General features: G+C 71.0%; 19 protein-coding genes. All 19 read right to left on the bottom strand.

From position 1 onward, the window contains the following. Positions 1–10: 10 nt before the first annotated feature. A complete protein-coding gene (locus ACZ38L_RS08340; RefSeq protein ID WP_465690468.1) occupies positions 11–1,060 on the bottom strand; it encodes a 2-oxoacid:ferredoxin oxidoreductase subunit beta in 1,050 nt (349 codons plus the stop codon). Between the two features lie 5 nt (positions 1,061–1,065). After that, positions 1,066–3,015 carry a 2-oxoacid:acceptor oxidoreductase subunit alpha gene (locus ACZ38L_RS08335; protein WP_465690466.1) on the bottom strand — a complete coding sequence of 650 codons (1,950 nt, stop codon included), beginning with the start codon at positions 3,013–3,015 and terminating at the stop codon, positions 1,066–1,068. Between the two features lie 186 nt (positions 3,016–3,201). Next, positions 3,202–3,861 (bottom strand): LuxR C-terminal-related transcriptional regulator, encoded by a 660-nt coding sequence (locus ACZ38L_RS08330; RefSeq protein ID WP_465690604.1) that lies wholly within the window; start codon positions 3,859–3,861, stop codon positions 3,202–3,204. A gap of 34 nt (positions 3,862–3,895) precedes the next feature. Beyond that, a complete protein-coding gene (locus ACZ38L_RS08325; protein WP_465690464.1) occupies positions 3,896–4,906 on the bottom strand; it encodes a polyprenyl synthetase family protein in 1,011 nt (336 codons plus the stop codon). A 175-nt stretch (positions 4,907–5,081) separates the two neighbouring features. Next, positions 5,082–6,701: an NADH-quinone oxidoreductase subunit NuoN gene (nuoN, locus tag ACZ38L_RS08320; protein WP_465690602.1), complete on the bottom strand. Its 1,620-nt coding sequence runs from the start codon at positions 6,699–6,701 to the stop codon at positions 5,082–5,084. Positions 6,702–6,736: 35 nt separating this feature from the next. After that, on the bottom strand, positions 6,737–8,377 hold the full coding sequence (locus ACZ38L_RS08315) for an NADH-quinone oxidoreductase subunit M (RefSeq protein WP_465690462.1): 1,641 nt from the start codon (positions 8,375–8,377) through the stop codon (positions 6,737–6,739). Continuing rightward, positions 8,374–10,272, bottom strand: coding sequence for an NADH-quinone oxidoreductase subunit L (gene nuoL / locus ACZ38L_RS08310; protein WP_465690460.1), 1,899 nt, complete (start codon positions 10,270–10,272; stop codon positions 8,374–8,376). Before nuoL ends, ACZ38L_RS08315 begins: the two co-directional genes overlap by 4 nt. Before the next feature lie 14 nt (positions 10,273–10,286). Next, entirely contained in the window at positions 10,287–10,586 is a 300-nt protein-coding gene (gene nuoK / locus ACZ38L_RS08305; RefSeq protein ID WP_396558231.1) for an NADH-quinone oxidoreductase subunit NuoK, read from the bottom strand. Beyond that, positions 10,583–11,440, bottom strand: coding sequence for an NADH-quinone oxidoreductase subunit J (locus ACZ38L_RS08300; protein ID WP_465690457.1), 858 nt, complete (start codon positions 11,438–11,440; stop codon positions 10,583–10,585). The genes nuoK and ACZ38L_RS08300 overlap by 4 nt, the downstream gene beginning before the upstream one ends. Continuing rightward, positions 11,437–12,012: an NADH-quinone oxidoreductase subunit NuoI gene (gene nuoI, locus ACZ38L_RS08295; RefSeq protein ID WP_465690455.1), complete on the bottom strand. Its 576-nt coding sequence runs from the start codon at positions 12,010–12,012 to the stop codon at positions 11,437–11,439. Before nuoI ends, ACZ38L_RS08300 begins: the two co-directional genes overlap by 4 nt. Positions 12,013–12,018: 6 nt before the next feature. Beyond that, complete coding sequence (nuoH, locus tag ACZ38L_RS08290) at positions 12,019–13,356, bottom strand: NADH-quinone oxidoreductase subunit NuoH (protein ID WP_465690453.1); 1,338 nt, start codon at positions 13,354–13,356, stop codon at positions 12,019–12,021. Beyond that, positions 13,356–15,806, bottom strand: coding sequence for an NADH-quinone oxidoreductase subunit G (locus ACZ38L_RS08285; protein WP_465690451.1), 2,451 nt, complete (start codon positions 15,804–15,806; stop codon positions 13,356–13,358). The genes nuoH and ACZ38L_RS08285 overlap by 1 nt, the downstream gene beginning before the upstream one ends. Further along, a complete protein-coding gene (gene nuoF, locus ACZ38L_RS08280) occupies positions 15,803–17,167 on the bottom strand; it encodes an NADH-quinone oxidoreductase subunit NuoF (RefSeq protein ID WP_465690449.1) in 1,365 nt (454 codons plus the stop codon). The genes ACZ38L_RS08285 and nuoF overlap by 4 nt, the downstream gene beginning before the upstream one ends. Next, entirely contained in the window at positions 17,164–17,907 is a 744-nt protein-coding gene (gene nuoE / locus ACZ38L_RS08275) for an NADH-quinone oxidoreductase subunit NuoE (protein ID WP_465690447.1), read from the bottom strand. Before nuoE ends, nuoF begins: the two co-directional genes overlap by 4 nt. Then, positions 17,904–19,241: an NADH-quinone oxidoreductase subunit D gene (locus tag ACZ38L_RS08270; RefSeq protein ID WP_465690445.1), complete on the bottom strand. Its 1,338-nt coding sequence runs from the start codon at positions 19,239–19,241 to the stop codon at positions 17,904–17,906. Before ACZ38L_RS08270 ends, nuoE begins: the two co-directional genes overlap by 4 nt. After that, positions 19,241–19,969 carry an NADH-quinone oxidoreductase subunit C gene (locus ACZ38L_RS08265; protein WP_465690443.1) on the bottom strand — a complete coding sequence of 243 codons (729 nt, stop codon included), beginning with the start codon at positions 19,967–19,969 and terminating at the stop codon, positions 19,241–19,243. Before ACZ38L_RS08265 ends, ACZ38L_RS08270 begins: the two co-directional genes overlap by 1 nt. Then, positions 19,966–20,517, bottom strand: coding sequence for a NuoB/complex I 20 kDa subunit family protein (locus ACZ38L_RS08260; protein ID WP_465690441.1), 552 nt, complete (start codon positions 20,515–20,517; stop codon positions 19,966–19,968). Before ACZ38L_RS08260 ends, ACZ38L_RS08265 begins: the two co-directional genes overlap by 4 nt. A 116-nt stretch (positions 20,518–20,633) precedes the next feature. Further along, complete coding sequence (locus ACZ38L_RS08255) at positions 20,634–20,993, bottom strand: NADH-quinone oxidoreductase subunit A (RefSeq protein WP_396558248.1); 360 nt, start codon at positions 20,991–20,993, stop codon at positions 20,634–20,636. Positions 20,994–21,453: 460 nt separating this feature from the next. Continuing rightward, positions 21,454–22,386, bottom strand: coding sequence for a DMT family transporter (locus ACZ38L_RS08250; RefSeq protein WP_465690438.1), 933 nt, complete (start codon positions 22,384–22,386; stop codon positions 21,454–21,456). Between the last annotated feature and the right edge of the window lie 71 nt (positions 22,387–22,457).

The following is a 22,457-nucleotide window of genomic DNA, read 5'->3' as shown; positions in this document are numbered from 1 at the left end:
GCGAGGACCGTCAGTCGACCGTCCAGGTGTCGCTGCCGGCCAGCAGCGCGGCCAGATCGCCCGGCCCGCTCCGGTCCACCGCGGCGGCCAGCTGATCGGCCATCAACGAGTCGTAGACCGGGCGTTCGACGCTGCGCAGCACCCCGATCGGGGTGTGGTCCAGGGTGTGCGCGTCGGCGAGGCGGGAGAGCGCGAAGGCGGTGGCCGGATCGGCGGCGTGCGCGTCGTGCACCAGCACCTCGCCCTCGTTGGCCGCCGTCACCTCCGCGGTGAACAGCGTGCCGCTGGCCGGGTCACGGAAGACGCCCTGGTCGGCGAAGCGGATCGGCTGGCCGTGCTCCAGCCGGATCAGCGCCCGCTCCGCGGTGCTGGCGTCCTTGAGCACCTCGAACGCGCCGTCGTTGAAGATGTTGCAGTTCTGGTAGATCTCCACGAACGCGGTGCCCTCGTGCTCGGCCGCCGCGCGCAGCACCGACTGCAGGTGCTTGCGGTCGGAGTCGATGGTCCGGGCGACGAAGCCGGCCTCCGCACCGATCGCCAGCGAGAGCGGGTTGAACGGCGCGTCCAGCGACCCCATCGGCGTGGACTTGGTGATCTTGCCGAGCTCCGAGGTCGGCGAGTACTGGCCCTTGGTCAGCCCGTAGATCCGGTTGTTGAAGAGCAGGATCTTCAGGTTGACGTTCCGGCGCAGCGCGTGGATCAGGTGGTTGCCACCGATCGAGAGCGCGTCGCCGTCCCCGGTGACCACCCAGACACTGAGGTCGGTGCGCGAGGTGGCCAGCCCGGTCGCGATGGCCGGCGCGCGGCCGTGGATCGAGTGCATCCCGTAGGTGTTCATGTAGTACGGGAACCGCGACGAGCAGCCGATCCCGGAGACGAAGACGGTGTTCTCCCGGCGGATGCCCAGCTCGGGCATGAAGGCCTGCACGGCGGCCAGGATCGCGTAGTCCCCGCAGCCGGGGCACCAGCGGACCTCCTGGTCGGTCTTGAAGTCCTTGGCGCTCTGCGGCGATTCGGCCTTCGGGACCAGCTTGAGCGAACGGTAAGGCGTCTCGGTCATGGCGGTCACTCCCCTTCCAGCGCGCCAAGGGCGGCCCACAGCACATCGGCCAACTGGGCTGCCTTGAAGGGCAGTCCGCGGACCTGGTTGTAGGACTGCGCGTCCACCAGGTACTTGGCGCGCAACAGCAGGGCGAGTTGCCCCAGGTTCATCTCCGGCACGACCACCTTGTCGTAACCGGCCAGCACCGTACCGAGGTTGGCCGGGAAGGGGTTGAGGTGGCGCAGGTGCGCCTGGGCGACCTTCCCGCCGTCCGTCCGGACCCGGCGCACCGCGGCGGTGATCGGCCCGTAGGTCGAGCCCCACCCCAGCACCAGCACCCGGGAGTCGCCGTCCGGATCGTCAACGGTCAGCTCCGGCACGGTGATGCCGTCCACCTTGGCCTGCCGGGTGCGGACCATCAGGTCGTGGTTGGCCGGGTCGTAGGAGATGTTCCCGGTGCCGTCCTGCTTCTCGATGCCGCCCACCCGGTGCTCCAGGCCGGGGGTCCCGGGGATCGCCCACGGCCGGGCCAGCGTGCGCGGGTCGCGCTGGTAGGGCCGGAAGACCTCGCTGCCGTCCTCCAGCACGTGGTTCGGCCCGGTGGCGAACCCGGGCTCGATGGCCGGCAGTTCGTCCGTCTCGGGGATCCGCCACGGCTCCGAGCCGTTGGCCAGGTAGCCGTCCGAGAGCAGCATCACCGGGGTGCGGTAGGTGACCGCGATCCGGGCCGCCTCCAGCGCGGCCGTGAAGCACTCGGCCGGGGTGGCCGGGGCCACGATCGGCACCGGCGCCTCACCGTTGCGCCCGAACATCGCCTGCAACAGGTCGGCCTGCTCGGTCTTGGTCGGCAGCCCGGTGGACGGCCCGCCGCGCTGGATGTCCACCACCAGCAACGGCAGTTCGAGCGAGACCGCCAGGCCGATGGTCTCCGACTTCAGCGCCACGCCCGGCCCGGACGTGGTGGTCACACCCAGCGAACCGCCGAAGGCCGCACCGAGCGCGGCGCCGATGCCGGCGATCTCGTCCTCGGCCTGGAAGGTCCGCACGCCGAAGTTCTTGTGCTTGGACAGCTCGTGCAGGATGTCCGAGGCCGGCGTGATCGGGTACGAGCCGAGGAAGAGCGGCAGCCCCGACCGCTCGGAGGCGGCCACCAGCCCGTACGCCAACGCCAGGTTGCCGGAGATGTTGCGGTACCGCCCGGGCGCCAGCTTGGCCGGCGGCACCTCGTAGGAGACCGCGAACTCCTCCGTCGTCTCCCCGAAGTTCCAACCCGCCCGGAACGCCGTGATGTTCGCCTCGGCGACCAGCGGCTTCTTGGCGAACTTCTTCCGCAGGAAGCTTTCGGTGCTCTTGGTCGGCCGGTGGTACATCCACGACAGCAACCCGAGCGCGAACATGTTCTTCGCCCGCTCGGCGTCCCTGCGGGCCAGCCCGCTGTCCTTGAGCGCCTCCAGGGTCAGCGTGGTCAGCGGCACCTTGTGCAGCCGGTAGGCACTCAGCGAGTCGTCACCCAGCGGGTCGGCGGCGTACCCGACCTTGGCCAGTGCCCGCTTGGTGAACTCGTCGGTGTTGACGATGATCCCGGCGCCGCGCGGCAGGTCCCCCAGGTTCGCCTTGAGCGCCGCCGGGTTCATCGCGACCAGCACGTCGGGAGCGTCACCAGGGGTCAGGATGTCGTGGTCGGCGAAGTGCAACTGGAAACTGGAGACGCCCGGCAGGGTGCCGGCGGGCGCCCGGATCTCGGCCGGGAAGTTCGGCAGGGTGGACAGGTCGTTGCCGAACGAGGCGGTCTCCGAGGTGAACCGGTCACCGGTGAGCTGCATTCCGTCGCCGCTGTCCCCGGCGAACCGGATGATCACCCGGTCCAGCCGGCGGATCGGCTTGCCGCGCACCGCCGCATCCGGCTCCGCACGGCCCTTCGGGCCGCCCGGACCACCGCTCGCTGTCTCTGCCTGATCGACCTCGCTGGTCACTGCCGCGGACCTCCCTCAGGGGCACCAGCCGCGGGCGTGAGCCGTGTGCCCCGTCCGCCTGGTGCACCGAATCGCATCCTATGCGGCTAGAGATTTCCTGGGTTGTATCTAAAACCCTGCGTCCTCAACCTGCGTTCGGTGTCAACAATCCGTGCCGCAAAGGCATTCCCGCGGGAGCCTGGCCCCTCAGGAGTCGAGGTACCTGAGCACCGCCAGCACCCGGCGGTGGTCCTCCGGGCTCTGCGCCAGCCCGAGCTTGAGGAAGATGTTGCTGACGTGCTTCTCCACCGCGCCGTCCGAGACCACCAGCTGCCTGGCCACCGCGGCGTTGGTGCGCCCCTCGGCCATCAGCCCCAGCACCTCGCGCTCCCGCGGGGTGAGCCCGGCCAACGCGTCGCCGCGCCGGCTGCGGATCAGCAGCTGCTGCACCACCTCCGGGTCCAGCGCGGTGCCGCCGCCGGCCACCCGGACCACCGCGTCGACGAACTCGCGCACCTCGGCCACCCGGTCCTTGAGCAGGTAGCCGATCCCCCGGGTGGAGCCGGCCAGCAGCTCCGAGGCGTAACTCTGCTCGACGTACTGCGAGAGCACCAGCACCCCCAGCTCCGGGTACCACCCGCGGAGCGCCACGCAGGCCCGGACGCCCTCGTCGGTGTGGGTCGGCGGCATCCGGACGTCCGCCACCACCACGTCGGGCAGCGCGCCGGCCGCCGCCAGCTCGCCGACCACCCGCAGCAGCGACTCGCCGTCGCCGACCCCGGCCACCACCTCCAGGCCGCGGTCGCTGAGCAGCCGGGTCAGGCCCTCCCGGAGCAGGACCGAGTCCTCGGCGATGACGACGCGCAGCATGGGTGGCCTTCCCCCGTGAGTGGTTGAACGCTCACATGGTACGGATCGCCACGGTGTCGCAGAGGCCCTGCAACGCCGCCTTGGCCGGCCCCTCCGGCAGCGGGTCGAGCAGCGCGCGGGCCTCCTCCGCGTAGCGCAGCGTCTCCCGACGGGCCCGCTCCAGCGCCGGGTGGCGGCGCAGCAGGCGCAGCGCCTCGGCGTGCCGCCGGTCGTCGGTGAGGTCCTGCCGGAGCAGCTCGCGCAGCCGGGCGTCCTCCGGGTCGCTCCCGTCCACCGGCATCGACTCCAGCAGCAGCACGGGCAGCGTCGGCACGCCCTCGCGCAGGTCGGTGCCGGGGGTCTTGCCGGACTCGTGGCCGTCGCTGGCGATGTCCAGCACGTCGTCGGCCAGCTGGAAGGCGGTGCCCATCCGCTCGCCGTACTGGGTGAGGATGTCCACCACCCACGGCTCGGCGCCGGCCATCAGCGCGCCGAACCGGCCGGAGACGGCGATCAGCGAGCCGGTCTTGCCGGCGATCACGTCCAGGTAGTGGGTGAGCGGGTCGTCGCCGGGGCGCGGGCCGGCGGTCTCCAGGATCTGGCCGGTGACCAGACGCTCGAAGGCGTCGGCCTGGATCCGGACCGCCTCCGGGCCGAGGTCGGCCAGCACCTGGGAGGCGCGCGAGAAGAGGAAGTCGCCGGTGAGGATGGCCACCGAGTTGTCCCAGCGGGCGTTGGCGCTGGGCGCGCCGCGCCGGACCGGGGCCTCGTCCATCACGTCGTCGTGGTACAGCGTGGCCAGGTGGGTCAGCTCGACCACCACGGCGGCCGGCACCACGCCGGGCGCGTACGGGTCGCCGAACTGGGCGGCCAGCATCACCAGCAGCGGACGGAAGCGCTTGCCGCCGGCCTCGATGAGGTGGCTGGCGGTGATGGTGATGAACGGCACGTCGCTCTTCACCGCCTCGCTGAGCGCCGCCTCCACCGCCGCCATCCCGGCCTGGACGTCACGGGTCAGATCGCGGTCCTGCACGCTGAGCCCGAAGGGTCCCACGACGGTCACGAAGACCACTCCTGTCGCCGGTCGATCATGCGGTCCGGTCCCTGATGCCGCCGCTGCCGTTCCCCAGCAGCGTATCCGGTCGTGAGTGGATCACTGCACGGGCGTGCGGGTACGGGGGCGAAGAACGGTCCGGGCCAGGGGCCTGACGCCCCGGACCCGGACCGTGCGACACGCGCTACCTGACGAACAGGGCGGCCTTGGAGGCGAGATCCAGGAAGTACTGCGGGAGCACTCCCAGACCCACTGTCACCAGCACACCGAGCGTGATGGCCGCGGCCGTGAAACCGCTCGGGATCACCACCGCCGGGCCGTTCGGCTGCGGGTCGGAGAAGAACATCAACACGATCACCCGGATGTAGAAGAACGCCGCCACCGCGGAACTCAGCACACCCACGATGACCAGCGGGGTCGCCCCGCCCGCCGCCGCGGCCTGGAACACCGCGAACTTCCCGGTGAATCCGCTGGTCAGTGGGATCCCGGCGAAGGCCAGCAGGAAGAGCGCGAAGACCGCCGCGACCAGCGGCGAGCGCCGGCCCAGCCCGGCCCAGCTGGACAGGTGGGTGGCCTCGCCCCGGGAGTCGCGCACCAGGGTGACCACGGCGAACGCGCCGAGCGTCACGAAGGAGTACGCCAGCAGGTAGAAGAGCACCGCGCCCAGGCCCTGCCGGTTGGTGGCGATCACGCCGGTCAGGATGAACCCGGCGTGCGCGATCGAGGAGTACGCCAGCAGCCGCTTGACGTCCTGCTGGGTGACCGCGAGCAGCGCCCCGGCCACCATGGTCAGGATCGCCACGCCCCACATGACCGGTCGCCAGTCCCAGCGCAGGCCGGGGAAGGCGACGTAGAACAGCCGCAGCAGCGCACCGAAGGCGGCCACCTTGGTGGCGGCGGCCATGAACCCGGTGACCGGGGTCGGGGCGCCCTGGTAGACGTCCGGGGTCCAGGCCTGGAACGGGACGGCGCCGACCTTGAAGAGCAGGCCCACCGCGACCATCGCCAGCCCGATCAGCAGCAGCGCGTCGTTCTGCGTGGTGTTCGCCAGCGCCGGGGTGACCGGGGCGACCCCGGAGATCACGTCCGCGATGTCCGGCAGCCGGAAGCTGCCCGCGTAGCCGTACAGCAGCGCGCTGCCGAACAGGAAGAACGCCGAGGCGAAGGCGCCCAGCAGGAAGTACTTGACGGCCGCCTCCTGGGAGAGCAGCCGGCGCCGCCGGGCCAGCGCGCAGAGCAGGTAGAGCGGCAGCGAGAGGACCTCCAGCGCCACGAACATGGTCAGCAGGTCGTTGGCGGCCGGGAAGAGCAGCATCCCGCCGACCGCGAACAGGGTCAGCGGGTACACCTCGGTGGTGCGGAAGCCGGCCCTGGTCGCCTCCCGTTCCTGCTCGCCGCCCGGGGTGGCCGCGCCCTGGGCGGTGAAGGCGTCGGCGGCCGCGCCCTCGGTCCGCGGGTCGAGCGCGCGCTCCGCGTAGGTCAGCACGGCGACCACCGAGACCAGCAGGATCACGCCCTGCAGGAAGAGCGCCGGGCCGTCCAGCGCCACCGAACCCATCGCCAGCAGACCGCTCTTGGTGCCCGCGTAGCCCTGCGTGGCCAGCACGACCACCATGGCGAAGGCGGCCAGCAGCCCGGCCAGCGCCAGCGGGATCTGCACGGCGCGGCGGGCCCGGCGCGGCACGAAGGCCTCCACCAGGACGCCCGCCACCGCGGTGCCGAAGACGATCAGCATCGGGGACAACTGGTGGTACTCGATCTGCGGCGCCGGGATGCTCACGGTGCTGCCGGGCCCGGCGGCCATCCACAGGCTGTGGACGGTGGCCGTGGGGGCTGCGCTCACTTCTGCTCACCTCCTGCGGTGATGGCCACCGGGTGGGCCGGGGCCGGGTCGGTGCGGTGGACCTGCGAGAGCGTGGCGGCCACCGCCGGGTTCACCAGGTCGGTGAGCGGCTTCGGGTAGACGCCGAGCGCCACGGTCAGCGCCACCAGCGGTGCCACCACGAGGAGTTCGCGCGCCCTGAGGTCCGGCATGGCGCGCACCGCGGGCCGCACCGGACCGGTCATGGTGCGCTGGTAGAGCACCAGCACGTACAGCGCTGCCAGCACGATGCCCAGGGTGGCGATGATGCCGAGCGCCGGGTAGCGGGTGAAGGTGCCGACCAGCACCAGGAACTCACTGACGAACGGCCCGAGTCCGGGCAGCGACAGGGTGGCCAGGCCGCCGATCAGGAAGGTCCCGGCCAGCACCGGGGCGACCTTCTGCACGCCGCCGTAGTCGGCGATCAGCCGCGAGCCGCGGCGGGAGATCAGGAACCCGGCGATCAGCATCAACAGCGCGGTGGAGATGCCGTGGTTGACCATGTAGAGGGTGGCGCCGCTCTGGCCCTGGCTGGTCATCGCGAAGATGCCCATGATGATGAAGCCGAAGTGCGAGATCGAGGCGTAGGCGACCAGTCGCTTGATGTCCTTCTGGCCGACCGCGAGCAGCGCGCCGTAGATGATCCCGACCACCGCGAGCACCAGGATCGCCGGCGCGAAGAACTTCGAGGCGGCGGGGAAGAGGCCCAGGCAGAACCGGAGCATCGCGAAGGTGCCGACCTTGTCGACCACCGCGGTGATCAGTACGGCCGTGCCGGGGGTCGACTCGCCCATCGCGTTCGGCAGCCAGGTGTGCAGCGGCCAGAGCGGGGCCTTCACCGCGAAGGCGAAGAAGAAGCCCAGGAAGAGCGCCCGTTCGGCGGTCGGGTCGAGGGTGAGCTTTCCGTCCGCGACCGCCGTGGTCAGGCTCTGCAGGTCGAAGGTGCCGACCCCCTGGTTCTGCGCCAGCACGTACAGCCCGATCACCGCGGCCAGCATGACCAGCCCGCCGAGCAGGTTGTAGAGCAGGAACTTGACGGCGGCGTACGAGCGTTGGCGCGCGGCCTCGGCGCCGCCGATCCGGTCGCCGAAGCCGCCGATCAGGAAGTACATCGGGATCAGCATGGCTTCGAAGAAGACGTAGAACAGGAAGACGTCGGTGGCCAGGAACGAGACGATGACCATCGCCTCCACGGCCAGGATCAGCGCGAAGAAGCCCTGGGTGCGGCGCCTGTTCTCGAACGAGCCGTCGGGGCTCGGTTTGGGCCCCTGCTGCCCGGAGGCGGGCGGATCCGCGTCGTGCCAGGAGGCCAGCATCACGAAGGGCACCAGCACCGCGGTGAGCAGCACCAGCACCACGCCGATGCCGTCCACCCCGAGCGAGAAGGTGATCCCGAACGAGCGGATCCAGCTGTGGGACTCGGTGAGTTGGAACCGCGCGCCGCCCGGCTTGAACTCGGCGGCCACCGCGGCGGCCAGGCCCAGGGTCAGCACGGAGACGCCGAGCGCGATCGACTTGGTGGTCCGCCGCCGGGCGTCCGTGGTGCCCGCCGGCAGGGCCGCGGTCAGGATCGCCCCGGCGGCCGGCACGGCGCAGGTGGCGGTCAGCAGTTGGCTCATACCGACCTCATCAGGAGAGTGGTGGCGACCAGCACCAGCGTGCCGCCGAACATGGAGAGGGCGTAGGAGCGGACGTAGCCGGTCTGCACCCGGCGCAGCCGGCTGGAGACCCCGCCGATGGTGGCGGCCAGTCCGTTGACGAAGCCGTCCAGGCCCTTGCTGTCGAAGTAGACCAGCGCGGCGGTGAGCCCCGAGCCCGGCCGGACCAGCACGGCGTGGTTGAACTCGTCCTGCAGCAGGTCGCGACGGGCGGCCCGGGTGAGTGCCGAGCCGACCGGCGGGGCGACCGGCACCGGGTCGCGCCCGTACACCAGGTAGGCGACCCCGACGCCGGCCAGCATGCAGACCGTGGCGATCAGCGAGACCGCGATCGACGACAGCGGCGAGTGGCCCTCGCTGTGCCCGGTGACCGGCTCCAGCCAGTGCAGGAAGGAGCTGTTGAGGGCGAACAGACCGCCGGCGAAGACCGAGCCGAAGGCCAGCAGGATCATCGGCAGCGTCATGACGCTCGGCGACTCGTGCGGGTGCGGCTCCTCGCCGGTGACCGGGTCGGGCTGCCAGCGCTTCTCGCCGAAGAAGGTCAGGATCATCACCCGGGTCATGTAGAACGCGGTGATCGCGGCGCCCAGCAGGGTGACCGTGCCGAGGATCCAGCCCTCGGTGCCGCCCGTCGCGAAGGCCGCCTCGATGATCTTGTCCTTGGAGAAGAAGCCGGACAACCCGGGGAACCCGATGATCGCCAGGTAGCCGAGGCCGAAGGTGACGAAGGTGATCGGCATCGACTTCCGCAGGCCGCCGTAGTGCCGCATGTTCACCTCGTCGTTCATGCCGTGCATGACCGACCCGGCGCCGAGGAACAGCCCGGCCTTGAAGAAGCCGTGGGTGACCAGGTGCATGATCGCGAAGACGTAGCCGACCGGGCCGAGACCGGCCGCCAGCACCATGTAGCCGATCTGCGACATGGTCGAGCCGGCCAGCGCCTTCTTGATGTCGTCCTTGGCGCAACCGACGATCGCACCGAAGAGCAGCGTCACCGCACCGACGCAGACCACCGCGGTCCGGGCGTCCGGCGCGAGGTCGAAGATCACGTTAGAGCGGGTGATCAGGTAGACGCCGGCGGTCACCATGGTCGCCGCGTGGATCAGCGCGGAGACCGGGGTCGGGCCCTCCATCGCGTCCCCGAGCCAGGACTGCAGCGGCACCTGGGCCGACTTGCCGCAGGCCGCCAGCAGCAGCATCAGCGCGATCGCGGTCAGCCGGCCCTGGCTGGCCTGGCCCGCCGTGGCGAAGACCGGGCCGAACGCGAAGCTGCCGAACTGGGCGAACATCAGCATGATCGCGATCGACAGTCCCATGTCGCCGACCCGGTTGACGATGAAGGCCTTCTTGGCCGCGGTGGCCGCGCTGGGCTTGTGCTGCCAGAACCCGATCAGCAGGTACGAGGCGAGCCCGACACCCTCCCAACCGACGTACAACAGCAGGTAGTTGTCGGCCAGCACGAGCAGCAGCATGGCGGCCAGGAAGAGGTTGAGGTAGCCGAAGAACCGGCGCCTGCGCTCGTCGTGCGCCATGTAACCCACCGAGTAGAGGTGGATCAGGGTGCCGACACCGGTGATCAGCAGCACGAAGGTCATCGACAGCTGGTCGAGCTGGAAGGCCACGTCGGCCCGGAACCCGGCGACCGGCACCCAGCTGAACAGGTGGACGTGGACCGGGCGTTGGCCGGTGCTTCGGCCCAGCATGCTCGCGAAGAGGGCCAGCCCGAAGCCGAACGAGAGCGCGGCGGCCAGCGTGCCCAGCCAGGGTCCGACCCGGTCCAGCGCACGGCCGCCGAGCAGCAGCAGGGCGGCACCGAGCAGCGGCGCCGCGACCAGCAGCGGAATGAGAGAGTTCACCGTGGGCCCTCCGCCTACAGCTTCATCAGGTTGCTGTCGTCGACCGAGGACGAGTGCCTGGTCCGGAAGATGCTCACGATGATGGCCAGCCCGACCACGACCTCGGCCGCCGCGACCACCATGGTGAAGAAGGCGAAGACCTGGCCGTCCAGGTTGCCGTGCAGCCGGGAGAAGGTGACCAGGGCGAGGTTCGAGGCGTTGAGCATCAGCTCGACGCACATGAAGAGCACGATGGCGTTCCGTCGGATCAGCACCCCGCTGGCCCCGATCGTGAACAACAGGGCCGCCAGGTACAGGTAGTTGACCGGATTCACTCCGACTCCTCCTCGGCTCCCGGCACCAGCTCGCGGCGGGACTCCGGCGCCCGTTCGACGCCCGGCCGCGGCCGGGCGGACGGCGGGCGGCCCAACCAGTCGGCCGTGCTGCTCTCCAGCTCCGCCATCCGGCCGAGCATGTCCTGGCTGACGTCACGGATCTGACCGCGCTCGCGCAGCGTGCCCATCACCGAGTCCTCGGCGATGGTGCCGTCCGGCAGCAGCCCGGCGATGTCCACCGCGTTGTGCCGGGCGTAGACGCCGGGCGCGGGCAGCGGCGGCACCTGCTTGTTCTCCCGCACCCGCTGGGCGGCCAACTCCCGCTGGCTGCTTGGGGCCTTGACGTGCTCGCGGTGGGTGAGCACCATCGCGCCGACCGCCGCGGTGATCAGCAGCGCGCCGGTGACCTCGAAGGCCCAGACGTACTTGGTGAAGATCAGCCGGGCCAGGCCCTGCACGTTGCCCTCGGCGTTCGCGTCGGCCAGACCGGTGAAGGCGTGCAGCCTGGCGTTGGCCAGGCCGGCGATCAGCAGCACGCCGAAGCCGAGCCCGCAGAGCACCGCGGCGACCCGCTGGCCCTTCAGTTGCTCCTTCAGCGAGTCGGCGCTGCTGACGCCGACCAGCATCACCACGAAGAGGAAGAGCATCATGATCGCGCCGGTGTAGACCACGATCTGCACCACGCCCAGGAAGACCGCGCCCTCGGCCAGGTAGCAGACCGCCAACGCCAGCATGGTGGCGGCCAGGCAGAGCGCGCTGTGCACGGCCTTGCGCATGGTCAGCATGCCCAGCGCGCCGCCGACCGCGATCACCGCCAACACCCAGAACTGGACCGCCTCGCCGGTGGAGGTCATGAGGTCACCTCGCGTTCGTGCTTCGGCTGGGTCACCGTGCCGGGCGCCGCGTGGGTGACCTCACCCCGGTAGTAGGCGCCCTCGTCGGTCCCCGGGTACATCACGTGCGGCGGCTCGACCATGCCCTCGGTGAGGCCGACCAGCAGCTGCTCCTTGGTGTAGATCAGGTTCTCCCGGGAGGAGTCGGCCAGCTCGTAGTCGTTGGTCATGGTGAGCGCCCGGGTCGGGCAGGCCTCGATGCAGAGCCCGCAGAGGATGCACCGGGCGTAGTTGATCTGGTAGACCACGCCGTAGCGCTCGCCCGGGGAGTAACGCTCCTCCTCGGTGTTGTCGGCGCCCTCGACGTAGATCGCGTCGGCCGGGCAGGCCCACGCGCACAGCTCGCAGCCGACGCACTTCTCCAGGCCGTCCGGATGCCGGTTGAGCTGGTGGCGGCCGTGGAAGCGGGGCGCGGTGGGCTTCTTCTGCTCCGGGTACTGCTCGGTCAGCCGCTTCTTGAACATGGCCTTGAAGGTCACGCCGAAGCCTGCGGCCGGTCCCAGGATTGACGGCTTCTCGTCCGGTTCTGGCATCTCGGTTCAGCTCCCCTCGGAATGGTCGGCGCCGTTCAGCGCGTCCTGGAGTTGGCGCGCCCGGCTGCGGCGGCGCGGCACCGGCGGCAACTGCTGCCCGGGCAGCGGCGGGACGGGGTAGCCACCCGCCATCGGGTCGAACTCGGCCGCGGGGCCCGCTTCCTCCTGCCTGCCGGGCTCGGCCCGGAAGGCGTCCCAGATCAGCGAGAGCAGCAGCACCGCGCCGACCGGCGCGCCCACGTAGAGCACCACCTGGCCGAAGCCGTGACCCTCGTTGCGCAGCGCCCGGACGCTGGCCACCATCACCAGCCAGACCAGCGAGACCGGGATCAGCACCTTCCACCCGAGCTTCATGAACTGGTCGTAGCGCAGCCGGGGCAGCGTGCCGCGCAGCCAGATGAAGAAGAACAGCAGCAGCTGGATCTTGATCACGATCCAGAGCAGTGGCCACCAGCCGTGGTTGGCGCCGGCCCAGAACAGCGAGATCGGGTACGGCGCCCGCCAGCCGCCCAGGAAGAGCGTGCTGGCGACCGCCGAGACGGTGACCATGTTGATGTACTCGGCCAGCATGAACATCGCGAACTTCAGCGAGCTGTACTCGGTGTTGAAGCCGCCCACCAGCTCGCCCTCGGCCTCCGGCAGGTCGAACGGCGCACGGTTGGTCTCGCCGACCATCGAGACGATGTAGACCATGAACGAGACCGGCAGCAACACCGCGAACCAGGTGGGCTGTTGGGCCGCGACGATCTCCGAGGTGGACATCGAGCCGGAGTAGATGAAGACCGCGGCGAAGGAGAGACCCATCGCGATCTCGTAGGAGATCATCTGCGCCGAGGAGCGCAGCCCGCCGAGCAGCGGGTAGGTCGAGCCGGAGGACCAGCCGGCCAGCACGATCCCGTAGATCCCGATCGAGGCGGTGGCCAGGATGTAGAGCAGCGCCACCGGCAGGTCGGTGAGCTGCATCGGGGTACGGGTGCCGAAGATCGAGATCTCGTTGTCGGCCGGACCGAACGGGATCACCGCGATCGCCATGAAGGCCGGGATCGCGCAGATCACCGGCGCCAGGACGTAGACCACCTTGTCGGCGCCGCGGACCACCAGGTCCTCCTTGAGCGCCAGCTTCACGCCGTCGGCCAGCGACTGCAGCATGCCCCACGGCCCGTGCCGGTTGGGGCCGATCCGCAGCTGCATCCAGGCGACGACCTTGCGCTCCCAGACGATCGCGATCAGCACGGTGAGCACCAGGAAGGCGAAGCAGAACACCGCCTTGAGCAGGATCAGCCACCACGGGTCCCGGCCGAAGAATCCGAGCGTCTCGTAGGCGGCGAGGTTCGCGTAGCCCATCACTCCTCCTCCCCTGCCGGGGCGATGGTCACCAGGTGGCCGACCGTGGTGCCGAGGGTGCGGTGGGCACCGCCCTCGGTGCTGTTCAGCGGGATCCAGACCGTGCGGTCCGGCAGCTCGGGGGTGATCTCCAGCGGCAGGCGCAGCGAGCCGGCCGGCCCGGTGACCCGCAGCAGCCCGGTGGCGCCGATCTCCGCCGCGGTGGTCGGCGAGAGCCGGGCGACGGCCGGGTGCCGGGTGCCCGCCAGGTGCGGGTCGCCCTCCTGCAGCACGCCGCGGTCCAGCAGCAGCCGCCAGCCGGCCAGCACCGCCTGGCCGGTGGCCGGCCGGGGCAGCGGGGCCGGGTGGCCGGCCGGTGCGGCCGGGCGGTCGCCGGTCCACGGCGGCAGGGCGTCCAGCTCCAGCCGCGCGGTCCGGACGTCGGGCAGGCCGAGCCGGTGGCCCAGCGCGTCCGCCAGCATGCTCAACACCCGGACGTCCGGGGCGAGATGGCCACCCATCCGCTGGTCGGGCTTGAGCGCGGCCTCGAACATCCGGACCCGGCCCTCCCAGTCCAGGAAGGTGCCGGCCTTCTCGGGCACCGCGGCGACCGGCAGCACCACGTCGGCGTGCGCGGTGACGGCGGAGGGGCGCAGCTCCAGCGAGATCACGAAGCCCACCCGGGTCAGCGCCTCCTCGGCCAGCGCCGGGTCCGGCAGGTCGTCCAGGTCGACGCCGCCGACCAGCAGCGCGTCCAGGTCACCGTGCGCGGCGGCGGCCAGGATCTGGCCGGTGTCCCGACCGAGCCTGGCCGGCAGCTCGGCGACGCCCCAGGCGGCGGCGACCTCGGCCCGGGCGGCCGGCACGGTGACCGGACGGCCTCCGGGCAGCAGTCCGGGCAGCGCGCCGGCCTCCAGCGCGCCACGCTCGCCGGCCCGTCGCGGCACCCAGGCCAGCGCGGCTCCGGTGGCGTGCGCGAGCCGCAGCGCCGCGGTGAGCGCGCCGGAGACGGTGGCCAGCCGCTCGCCGACCAGGATCACCGCGCCCGGTCGGCGGAGCAGCTCGGCGGCCCGGCCGGCGTCGTCGCTGAGCGGCTCCTCGGCGGCCAGCGCGCCCAGCCACTCGGCCTCGGTGCCGGGCGCGGCGGGCAGCAGCGTGCCGCCGAGCTTGGCCAGCCCGCGCGAGCGGTGGCTGGCCACCGAGAAAACCGGCAGGCCGGCCCGGTTGGCCTTGCGCAGCCGCAGGAAGACGATCGGCGACTCCTCCTCCGGCTCGAAGCCGGCCAGCAGCACCACCGGCGCGCTCTCCAGCGCCCGGTAGGTCACTCCGTACCCGGTGAGGTCGACCCCGCGGCCGGCCACCGCGGCGGCCAGGAAGTCGGCCTCCTCGGCGCTGTGCGGCCGGGCCCGGAAGTCCACGTCATTGGTGCCGAGCACCACCCGGGCGAACTTGGCGTAGCCGTAGGCGTCCTCGACGGTGACCCGGCCACCGGTGAGCACGGCGGTGCGCGAGCCGGTCAGCCCCTCCGCGGCGGCGGCCAGCGCCTGGGGCCAGGAGGCCTCGACCAGCTCACCGCTGGCCCGGTCGCGGACCAGCGGGGTGGCGAGCCGGTCGCGCTGCTGCGCGTAGCGGAAGGCGAACCGGCCCTTGTCGCAGTTCCACTCCTCGTTCACCTCGGGCTCCTCGCCGGCCAGCCGGCGCAGCACCTTGCCGCGCCGGTGGTCGGTGCGCTGCGCGCAGCCGGAGGCACAGTGCTCGCAGACGCCGGGCGAGGAGACCAGGTCGAACGGGCGGGAGCGGAACCGGTAGGCGGCCGAGGTGAGCGCGCCGACCGGGCAGATCTGGATGGTGTTGCCGGAGAAGTACGACCGGAAGTCGTCCCCCTCGCCGATCCCGACCTGCTCCAGCGCGCCGCGTTCCAGCAGCTCGATGAAGGGGTCGCCGGCGACCTGCTGGGAGAACCGGGTGCAGCGGGCGCAGAGCACGCAGCGCTCGCGGTCCAGCAGCACCTGGCTGCTGATCGGGACCGGCTTCTGGTACGTCCGCTTGAGGCCCTCGAAGCGCGAGTCCGCCTGGCCGTTGGACATCGCCTGGTTCTGCAGCGGGCACTCGCCGCCCTTGTCGCAGATCGGGCAGTCCAGCGGGTGGTTGATCAGCAGCAGCTCCATCACGCCGCGCTGGGCCTTCTCCGCCACCGGCGAGGTCACCTGGGTGCGGACCACCATGCCCTCGGCGACCGGGATGGTGCAGGAGGCGACCGGCTTGCGCTGGCCCTCGATCTCCACGATGCACTGCCGGCAGGCGCCGGCCGGTTCGAGCAGCGGGTGGTCGCAGAACCGGGGGATCTGGACGCCGATCCGCTCGGCCGCGCGGATCACCAGGGTTCCCTTGGGGACCTGGAGTTCGACGCCGTCGATGGTGAGCGTGACGAGGTCGGTGGCGACCTTCGCGGTCGGCTCGGTCATCGTCATGCGTGCACCTCCCTCTCGGTGGCGGGCTGGGGGGTGGGGCCGCGGTCGGTGTCCGCCCAGACGGTGGCGGCGGCCGGGTCGAACGGGCAACGCCGCTCGGTCAGATGCCGCTCGTACTCGGCGCGGAAGTACTGCAGCGAGGAGGCGATCGGGCTGGCCGCGCCGTCGCCGAGCGCGCAGAACGACTTGCCGTTGATGTTGTCGGCGATGTCGAGCAGCTGCTCCAGATCACCGTCGACGCCCTCACCGGCCTCGATCCGCCGCAGCAACTGCACCAGCCAGTACGTTCCCTCCCGGCACGGGGTGCACTTGCCGCAGGACTCGTGGGCGTAGAACTCGGTCCACCGGGTGACCGCGCGGACCACGCAGGTGGTCTCGTCGAAGATCTGCAGCGCCTTGGTGCCGAGCATCGAGCCGGCCGCGCCGACGCCCTCGTAGTCAAGTGGCACGTCGAGGTGCTCGTCGGTCAGCATCGGCGTCGAACTGCCGCCGGGGGTCCAGAACTTGAGCTGATGGCCGGAGCGGACCCCGCCGCTGACGTCGAGCAGCTGACGTAGCGTCACCCCGAGTGGTGCCTCGTACTGGCCGGGGTTGGTGACGTGCCCGGAGAGCGAGTAGAGCGTGAAGCCCGGGGACTTCTCGGTGCCGAGCGAGGTGAACCACTCCTTGCCGCGGGCCAGGATGGCCGGCACCGAGGCGATCGACTCGACGTTGTTCACCACGGTCGGGCAGGCGTACAGGCCCGCGATGGCCGGGAAGGGCGGGCGCAGCCTGGGCTGGCCGCGGCGGCCCTCCAGGGAGTCGAGCAGCGCGGTCTCCTCGCCGCAGATGTACGCCCCGGCGCCGGCGTGCACGGTGACGTCCAGGTTCAGGCCGGAGCCGAGGATGTCCCTGCCGAGGTAGCCCGCCGCGTACGCCTCGGCGACCGCCGCGTGCAGCCGACGCAGCACCGGGACCACCTCGCCACGCAGGTAGACGAAGGCGTGGTCGCAGCGGATCGCGTAGGAGGCGATCACCATGCCCTCGATCAGCGCGTGCGGGTTGGCGAAGAGCAGCGGGATGTCCTTGCAGGTGCCCGGCTCGCTCTCGTCCGCGTTGACCACCAGGTAGTGCGGCTTGCCGTCGCCCTGCGGGATGAACTGCCACTTCATCCCGGTCGGGAACCCGGCGCCGCCGCGCCCGCGCAGCCCGGACTCCTTGACCAGGGCGATCAGCGCGTCCGGCTCCATCGCCAGGGCGTTGCGCAGCCCCTGGTAGCCGTCGTGGCGCAGGTAGCTCTCCAGGGTCCACGGCCGGTGGTCGTCCCAGTGGGCGGAGAGCACCGGGGTGAGCAGCTTCTCGGCGGGTTCGGTGGCGTTCATCGCTGCTCCGTCCCCTCGTTGCGCGGCGAGACCACCCGGGCGCCGGCGGTGCCGGGCAGGCTCTCGCCCTTGGCGAGGCGCAGGCCGGCCAGCGAGGGCGCGCCGCCCGCGCCGGAGGCGTCCACCACGCCGGGGCGCTCGTCCGGGAAACCGGCCAGGATCCGGGCGGTCTGCCTGAAGGTGCAGAGCGCGGCGCCACGGGTGGGCTGCACCTCGGCACCCGCCCGCAGGTCGTCCACCAGCTGCGTGGCGCTCTGCGGGGTCTGGTTGTCGAAGAACTCCCAGTTGACCATCACCACCGGGGCGTAGTCGCAGGCCGCGTTGCACTCGATGTGCTCGATCGAGATCCGGCCGTCCTCGGTGGTCTCGTTGTTGCGGATGCCCAGGTGCTGCTGGAGTTCGGCGAAGATCTGGTCGCCGCCGAGCACCGCGCAGAGCGTGTTGGTGCACACCCCGACGTGGTACTCACCGGCCGGGTGGCGCCGGTACATGGTGTAGAAGGTCGCGACCGCGGTCACCTCGGCCGTGGTGAGGCCGACCTGTTCGGCGCAGAACCGGATCCCGGTGGCGCTGACGTACCCCTCCTCGGCCTGCACCAGGTGCAGCAGCGGCAGCAGCGCGGAGCGGGCCTGCGGGTAGCGGGCGATCAGCTCCGCGGCGTCCGCCGCCAGCCGCTCGTGCACCTCCGGCGGATACGGTTCGGCCGGCATCGCCGGCAGGCCGAGTTCGACATTGCTCACCGGTCCACGCCTCCCATCACCGGGTCGATCCCGGCCACCGCCACGATCACGTCGGCCACCTGGCCGCCCTCGCACATCGCCGCCATCGTCTGCAGGTTGGTGAACGACGGGTCGCGGAAGTGCACCCGGTAGGGGCGGGTCCCGCCGTCGCTCACCACGTGCACGCCGAGCTCGCCCTTGGGCGACTCGACCGCCGCGTACGCCTGCCCGACCGGCACCCGGAACCCCTCGGTGACCAGCTTGAAGTGGTGGATCAGGGCCTCCATCGAGGTGCCCATGATCTTCCGGATGTGGTCCAGCGAGTTGCCCATGCCGTCCGGCCCGATGGCGAGTTGGGCCGGCCAGGCGATCTTCTTGTCGGCCACCATGACCGGTCCGGGCCGCAGCCGGTCCAGACACTGCTCGACGATCCGCAGGGACTGCCGGATCTCCTCCAGCCGGATCAGGAACCGCCCGTAGGAGTCCGCGGTGTCGGCCACCGCCACCTCGAAGTCGTAGTCCTCGTAGCCGCAGTAGGGATCGGACCTGCGCAGGTCGTGCGGCAGGCCGGTGGCCCGCAGGATCGGGCCGGTGGCACCCAGCGCCAGGCAGCCGGCCAGGTCGAGGTGGCCGACGTCGACCAGCCGGGCCTTGAACACCGGGTTGCCGGTGGCGAGTTTGTCGTACTCGTGCATCCGCGAGCGGAGCAGCTTGACCGCCTCGCGGACCTGGTCCACCGCGCCGGGCGGCAGGTCCTGGGCCAGCCCGCCGGGCCGCACGTACGCGTGGTTCATCCGCAGGCCGGTGACCAACTCGAAGACGTCCAGGATGACTTCGCGATCCCGGAAGCCGTAGATCATCAGCGTGGTGGAGCCGATCTCCATGCCGCCGGTGGCCAGGCAGACCAGGTGCGAGGCGATCCGGTTGAGCTCCATCATCAGCACCCGGATCACGCTGGCGCGCTCCGGGATCTGCTCGGTGATGCCGAGCAGCTTCTCGACCGCCAGGCAGTAGGCGGTCTCGTTGAACAGCGGGGTCAGGTAGTCCATCCGGGTCACGAAGGTGGTGCCCTGGACCCAGTTGCGGAACTCCAGGTTCTTCTCGATGCCGGTGTGCAGGTAGCCGATGCCGCAGCGGGCCTCCTTCACCGTCTCGCCGTCGATCTCCAGGATCAGCCGCAACACCCCGTGGGTGGAGGGGTGCTGGGGACCCATGTTGACGATGATGCGCTCGTCGTCGGCCCGGGCGACGGCCTCCACGACCTCGCCCCAGTCGCCGCCGGTCACGGTGAAAACCCGGCCCTCGGTGGTCTCGCGCGAGGCCGCTGCCTCCGCTTCGTGGTGGGTGCTGCTCATCAGGAGTACGACCTCCGCTGGTCGGGCGCCGGGATCTGGGCGCCCTTGTACTCGACGGGGATGCCGCCGAGCGGGTAGTCCTTGCGCTGCGGGTGGCCCAGCCAGTCGTCCGGCATCATGATCCGGGTGAGCGCCGGGTGGCCGTCGAAGACGATGCCGAAGAAGTCGTAGGTCTCCCGCTCGTGCCAGTCGTTGGTCGGGTAGACGCCGACCACCGACGGGATGTGCGGATCGGCGTCCGGCGCGGTGACCTCCAGCCGGAGCAGCCGCCCGTGGGTGATCGAGCGCAGCTGGTAGACGGCGTGCAGCTCGCGGCCCTTGTCGGCCGGGTAGTGCACGCCGCTCACCCCGAGGCAGAGCTCGAAGCGGAGCGCCGGGTCGTCGCGCAGCGTGCGTACGGTCCGCAGCAGGTACTCGCGGTCGATGTGGAAGGTCAGCTCGTCGCGGTCGACCACGGTCTTCTCGATCACGTCGAACGGGTCGAGGCCCTGCTCCTCCAGGGCGCCCTCCAGCTCGTCGGCGACCTCGTCGAACCAACCGCCGTACGGGCGCTCGCTCGGCCCGGGCAGCACCACGGGGGCGGACAGGCCGCCGAAGCCGGAGGTGTCGCCGGTGCCCTGGGCACCGAACATGCCCTGCCGGCGGCCGACCACCTCGACCGGGATCTCCCGGCGGGTGGTCGGCACGGCCGTGGTCCCGGGGTCCGGAGTACGGGGTTCGTCGCTCATCGCAGCAGCCCCATCTCGCTGGTCGGGACGGCCCGCAGGGCCTGCTGCTCGGCCTCCTCCTGGGCCCGGCGCCTGTTCACCCCGAGCGGCTCGTGCTGGATCTTGTCGTGCAGCTTGAGGATGGCGTCCATCAGCATCTCCGGGCGCGGTGGGCACCCCGGCAGGTAGATGTCCACGGGCACGATGTGGTCGACGCCCTGGACGATCGCGTAGTTGTTGAACATCCCGCCCGAGGACGCGCAGACGCCCATCGAGATGACCCACTTCGGGTTGGCCATCTGGTCGTAGACCTGGCGGAGCACCGGCGCCATCTTCTGGCTCACCCGGCCGGCCACGATCATCAGGTCGGCCTGCCGGGGCGAGCCCCGGAAGACCTCCATGCCGAACCGGGCCAGGTCGTAGCGGCCGGCGCCGGTCGTCATCATCTCGATGGCGCAGCAGGCCAGCCCGAAGGTGGCCGGGAAGAGCGAGGCCTTTCTCACCCACCCCGCCGCGGTCTCCACGGTGGTGAGCAGAAAGCCGCTCGGCAGCTTCTCCTCGATTCCCATCTACCCATCCCTCTCAGTGGCCTCAAATCCCGCTGGCTGCACGGCCGGTACGACCGGCCGGTGACGCTCGCCGGTGCCCGTGCTCACGAGTCCCGGCTCGCTACTCCCACTGCTCGCTAGTCCCACTCCAGGCCGCCGCGCCGCCAGACGTAGGCGTAGGCGACGAAGACGGTGGCGATGAAGAGGAGCATCTCGACCAGCCCGAAGATCCCCAGGGCGTCGAAGCTGACCGCCCACGGGTAGAGGAAGACGATCTCGATGTCGAAGACGATGAAGAGCATCGCCGTCAGGTAGTACTTGATGGGGAACCGACCGCCGCCCACCGGCTGCGGGGTCGGCTCGATGCCACACTCGTACGCCTCCAACTTGGCCCGGTTGTAGCGCTTCGGGCCGGTCAGGGCGGCCATCGTGACGGAGCCGACCGCGAAGGCCGCCGCGATGGCACCGAGTACGAGGATCGGCACGTAGGCATTCATTGCCGCCGCTCCCTCCGTCCAGTCCAGTCGTCCTTGACTGCAGATCGGAACTGCCGGGTCACTGTGCGGTGAACCGGCGATCCGGTTCCCGAGATCCACCTCATGTGAGGCAGTTCACAAAGCCCGGATCGAGCGCATCCTATGCCTGTCTGCTTGTGATCTGCGACACGCAGTCGGAGCGGATCTTTGTGATCTACACCACCTCGCGAACCGGTCGCAATGGCGGCTTGTCGCGAGATATGAACACAACGAACGCAAATGGTCGCAAAGCGTCACTTTTTTTGGCGAACCGGCTGGTCAGAACCGTGCTCCCATATCAACTATGCGCCGCTCTTAGCAAATTTCTGGGCTTCATGTTGACGTGCTAATGAGCCTCACCCGCACGAGTGGACAACCCACGCCACGCGCTTGACCGTGCGTTCACAAATGCACAAGGCGCGGGCCGGGGCGGGGCCTTGGGTCAGGCCGCGACGGGCCCCCCGACCGGCTCCGCCGACGCCCCGGGCAGGGCCCGGCGCCCCCACTCGGTGCCCGCCAGCACCAGTGCGCCGCCCAGCAACCCGAGCGCGTCCAGCCGGTCGCCGCCCAGCACGATGCCGCACACCGCCGCCCAGAACGGCTCGGTGCCCAGCAGCAGGCTCACCCGGGACGGCGAGGTCGCCCGCACCGCCCACATCTGCGTGAAGAAGGCCAGCAGGGTGCAGAACAGCGCCAGGTAGCCCAGGTCCGCCCACTGGGCCGGCCGCCAGGAGGCCGCCAGCGGCCAGGGGGCCGGCCCGGCGAACGGCGTCACCGCCGCGAACACCACGGTGGCGGCGGCGAGTTGGACCCAGGTGAGGGCGAGCGGGTCGGTCGTCCGGAGCGCCCGCACCCGGGACATCGCCAGCACGTGCACGGTCCGGACCAGCGCCGCGCCGAGCACCAGCAGGTCACCGGGCGAGGGCGCGCGCAGGCCGCCGCCCTCGGTGAGCAGCCCAACGCCGAGCATCGAGAGGCCGGCCGCGGCCAGGAAAGCGCGCAGCGGCAGGCTCCGGGTCAGCGCGCTCTCCCCGAGCGGGGTGAGCACCATGGTCAGGCTGATGATCAGCCCGGCGTTGGTCGCCGAGGTGCGGACCACCCCGTAGCTCTCCAGCAGGAAGACCGTGCCGAGGATCCCGCCCAGCAGCGCGCCGCCCAGCCACTCGGCCCGCCGCAGCCCGGCCAGCCCGCGCCGGGCCGCCACCCCGAGCAGCGGCAGAACGGCGGCGAAGCGCAGCACCAGCATCGGCACCACGGTCTCCGGCGTGACCAGCCGCTTCACCGCGAGGTAGCTGGATCCCCAGACCACGGCGACCAGCAGTACCGGCAGGTCCTGGACGATCCCGCGGGCCGCGGCTTGTGAAGACGTTCGCATGGGCCATCGTTCCGCGCCACCGTCGAACGGATCAACGCCGTTTCACCCCGTGGACACTGGGCACGATGGAG

The sequence above is a fragment of the Kitasatospora sp. NPDC024654 genome (assembly GCF_055559155.1).
Note: the sequence above shows the minus strand (reverse complement) of the source record. Positions and strands in the feature narration are given on the sequence as shown.

What these genes read in the sequence shown, in the direction of transcription:
- nuoN (WP_465690602.1), bottom strand. Translation starts at nt 6,701, where the DNA reads ATGGCCGCCGGGCCCGGCAGCACCGTGAGCATCCCGGCGCCGCAGATC.
- ACZ38L_RS08300 (WP_465690457.1), bottom strand. Translation starts at nt 11,440, where the DNA reads ATGACCTCCACCGGCGAGGCGGTCCAGTTCTGGGTGTTGGCGGTGATC.
- ACZ38L_RS08270 (WP_465690445.1), bottom strand. Translation starts at nt 19,241, where the DNA reads ATGAGCAGCACCCACCACGAAGCGGAGGCAGCGGCCTCGCGCGAGACC.
- nuoI (WP_465690455.1), bottom strand. Translation starts at nt 12,012, where the DNA reads ATGCCAGAACCGGACGAGAAGCCGTCAATCCTGGGACCGGCCGCAGGC.
- ACZ38L_RS08260 (WP_465690441.1), bottom strand. Translation starts at nt 20,517, where the DNA reads ATGGGAATCGAGGAGAAGCTGCCGAGCGGCTTTCTGCTCACCACCGTG.
- ACZ38L_RS08285 (WP_465690451.1), bottom strand. Translation starts at nt 15,806, where the DNA reads ATGACGATGACCGAGCCGACCGCGAAGGTCGCCACCGACCTCGTCACG.
- nuoH (WP_465690453.1), bottom strand. Translation starts at nt 13,356, where the DNA reads ATGGGCTACGCGAACCTCGCCGCCTACGAGACGCTCGGATTCTTCGGC.
- ACZ38L_RS08265 (WP_465690443.1), bottom strand. Translation starts at nt 19,969, where the DNA reads ATGAGCGACGAACCCCGTACTCCGGACCCCGGGACCACGGCCGTGCCG.
- ACZ38L_RS08340 (WP_465690468.1), bottom strand. Translation starts at nt 1,060, where the DNA reads ATGACCGAGACGCCTTACCGTTCGCTCAAGCTGGTCCCGAAGGCCGAA.
- ACZ38L_RS08315 (WP_465690462.1), bottom strand. Translation starts at nt 8,377, where the DNA reads ATGAGCCAACTGCTGACCGCCACCTGCGCCGTGCCGGCCGCCGGGGCG.
- nuoF (WP_465690449.1), bottom strand. Translation starts at nt 17,167, where the DNA reads ATGAACGCCACCGAACCCGCCGAGAAGCTGCTCACCCCGGTGCTCTCC.
- ACZ38L_RS08250 (WP_465690438.1), bottom strand. Translation starts at nt 22,386, where the DNA reads ATGCGAACGTCTTCACAAGCCGCGGCCCGCGGGATCGTCCAGGACCTG.
- ACZ38L_RS08255 (WP_396558248.1), bottom strand. Translation starts at nt 20,993, where the DNA reads ATGAATGCCTACGTGCCGATCCTCGTACTCGGTGCCATCGCGGCGGCC.